Here is a 250-nt window from a genome sequence, read left to right as displayed (position 1 = left end):
TGTTATCACTGTAGCCGTTGGCTACTATCTAAGATATGCATTGAGTTATCGTGATATATCTGAAATATTAAGGGAACGTGGTGTAAACGTTCATCATTCAACGGTCTACCGTTGGGTTCAAGAATATGCCCCACTTTTATATCAAATTTGGAAGAAAAAGCATCAAAAAGCTTATTACAAATGGCGTATTGATGAGACGTACATCAAAATAAAAGGAAAATGGAGCTATTTATATCGTGCCATTGATGCA

At 35.6% G+C, this 250-nt stretch carries 1 protein-coding gene; it reads left to right on the top strand.

Translation table 11 applies throughout. The features are described from left to right. A partial coding sequence (locus tag AC2FB1_RS11230) for an IS6 family transposase (RefSeq protein WP_490675288.1) occupies window positions 1-250 on the top strand: 250 nt, incomplete at both ends.

Source organism: Staphylococcus sp. CoH_129_LAB_1 (genome assembly GCF_058191515.1).
The sequence above is the reverse complement of the archived record's forward strand: the minus strand, read 5'-3'. Positions and strand labels throughout refer to the sequence as shown.